Origin of the sequence: Acetobacter sp. P5B1, assembly GCF_018811985.1 — a bacterium.
Classification (GTDB): Bacteria; Pseudomonadota; Alphaproteobacteria; order Acetobacterales; family Acetobacteraceae; genus Acetobacter; species Acetobacter cerevisiae.
The window spans coordinates 1-1,624 of sequence record NZ_JACRVS010000070.1; the positions used below are offsets into that span (position 1 = coordinate 1).

Genomic DNA, 1,624 nt, shown 5'->3' on the forward strand with positions numbered 1-1,624 from the left:
GTTGTTCATCCGAACTGTCGGTATCACCCGGGCCACCATGAGGATCGGGCTGGCCAATATCGTCTACAACATGCGCCGCTTCCTCTTCCTCGAAAGGTTGAACGCGAGCGCGTAGTCATCCAGCGGGAGGGCAGTCCCCGATCTGCTCAAAACGCAGATCAAAAGCTACCCCAAAAACCGTCAATCAAATCGCCAAAACCCTGAAATCACGAGCCAGGCGCATCAACCAACGGTTCTTCGATCCCTCCATGTGACACACATATGTAGTTGTGACACATGTGTGTCACGTAAATATGCCCCTGACAAGATGCCTTGTTGCAGGATCGGAATATCATCCCGTGAGAAGAGCGGTTCGCTTCGGATGGCACGGTCCGCCTGATCGCTGCGCTTGTTCCTGACTGCGGGACAGCCTTCCGCCGCCCAATGGATGCTGAGTCTAGAAAATCTCTTTTATTTCTCGGCACTTATATATGTTTACTAAATATTAATAGAGCGCCGGTATAAGATAAATTGGTTAAAATATCGCATGTTAACATCTCGCTAATATGCAGTTGGCATTTCTGGGGTATTTCACAATGACGACTACATTTGTTACGTCTGGTCAGACTGATGGCGGCACGTACAACGCTGGAGATATCGTATACATCGAGAGCGGTGGAACGGGGGCTGGTCAATTCAACTATGGCACACGCTATGTCAGAAGCGGTGGAATGGTAAATGGAGGAGGACTATACGGGACAGGAGTAGACTATATTGAGGCGGGCGGATCCTCGTATCGAACTGCAATTAGCGGTGGTGGTATCAGATATGTCGAAAGCGGTGGCACTGCAGTCAATCCATATATGCGCAATGGTGGTACGGTTGTTGTTTCATCTGGGGGGCTCGTTACCAGTGCAAATGGAGTTGGAGGGACTTTAAGTGCTCAGGCAGGAGCAATTGTAAGTAGCGCCTATACATCCGGTTCAAACGCAAAGATAATTGTTGATAGTGGCGCGGTTTTGACGGGCGCTATCAGCGCGACTGATAATGCGACTATATCAGGAGGAGTTATTGGGTCTGGTGTAGTAGAGGATATAGCATATGGTGCTTCTGCTACTGGCCAGATAATTGATAGTGGCGGAATTGCCAATTTCTGGGGAAGTACATATTCTTCTGATATAACCATTAGAGGAGGGGTATTGAACCTCAATGGTAACCATATTTCCGATTATAAATTTGAGGGTTCGAACGGTCTAATTACAATATCCAGCGGTACGCTTGATGGGTCTGGAACCGCACCAGTTACAGACGGAAATTCTATTACACAAAGCGGCGGGACTGTTGTAAATCAGACGATCGGTAATGGTGGCCTTCTCACCATTTTAAAGGGGACCGCCTCTAAGAGCCCTTTTGGAAATTCGCTATGATAGGTTTTCAAGAGGTTTTGAGTGTGATTCAAAGGCAGGATGTGGACGCCAGCACAACGAGGCCGCATGGCCGGAATTACACGCAAGACGAAACGCTATCCGTCTGATCTGACAGATGAGGAATGGGAGCGCATAGCGCCTCTGATGCCCCCTGCGAACCGGCGTGGTCGGAAACGGACAACCGATTTCCGTGAGATCATCAATGCTCTGCGCTATCT

General features: G+C 49.0%; 2 protein-coding genes and 1 pseudogene. All 3 read left to right on the plus strand.

Annotated features, from left to right (window positions below):
• A pseudogene (locus tag KP703_RS15365) lies at window positions 1-115 on the plus strand (IS5/IS1182 family transposase); the annotation flags it as partial.
• Window positions 116-575: 460 nt separating this feature from the next.
• Window positions 576-1,406, plus strand: coding sequence for a hypothetical protein (locus KP703_RS15370; protein WP_215755546.1), 831 nt, complete (start codon window positions 576-578; stop codon window positions 1,404-1,406).
• 39 nt (window positions 1,407-1,445) lie between these two features.
• Window positions 1,446-1,624, plus strand: a 179-nt coding sequence (locus KP703_RS15375; protein WP_215755547.1) for a transposase, incomplete at its 3' end; no start/stop codon positions are given.

Excerpts from the sequence above, each read along its gene's own strand:
- KP703_RS15370 (WP_215755546.1), top strand. The coding sequence starts at position 576 with ATGACGACTACATTTGTTACGTCTGGTCAGACTGATGGCGGCACGTAC.